Genomic DNA, 465 nt, shown 5'->3' with positions numbered 1-465 from the left:
ACTCTGACTCTTGTAAGGCTATAGCAGCTAGAGTGATACCCCAACCTTTACCCATGTTATTCTCACCATACTGGTAAGCTTTTAACATGTTTACTTTTTGGCTAATTGATAGCTCTGGGCAGTCAACTGCATAAGATAAGTGTGCTGTAAACATTAAGCACAAACCTAGAATCAATTTCTTCATTGGTTCTCCTGTTTAGTTTATCGTGACAACAATTATACAGCACTCTGCACAAAATACAAATAAAAAAGGCCGCCGAAGCAGCCTTTTAAGAAATTACTTATTAGATTTCACGTTTACGTTGGGAGATTAGTTCTCCAGCAGTGCCAACGATGACATGCAAAGCTTCAGTCTTGCCATCCCATTCTTTCAGCACTTTACGTTGATTATCAACGATTGCCGCAACTTCATAACGAGACGAACGCATCTTCATATCGTTGTAATCAGTTGGAACCGATACAACA

At 39.4% G+C, this 465-nt stretch carries 2 pseudogenes; both read right to left on the bottom strand.

The window, feature by feature from the left end:
* Positions 1–184 (bottom strand): annotated as a pseudogene (locus D3260_RS17085) (hypothetical protein); the annotation flags it as partial.
* Between the two features lie 100 nt (positions 185–284).
* A pseudogene (locus D3260_RS17080) lies at positions 285–465 on the bottom strand (hypothetical protein); the annotation flags it as partial.

This window comes from Salinisphaera sp. Q1T1-3, from assembly GCF_003602005.1.
Lineage (GTDB): Bacteria > Pseudomonadota > Gammaproteobacteria > Nevskiales > Salinisphaeraceae > Salinisphaera.
This window is presented reverse-complemented; position numbering and strand designations above follow the sequence as displayed.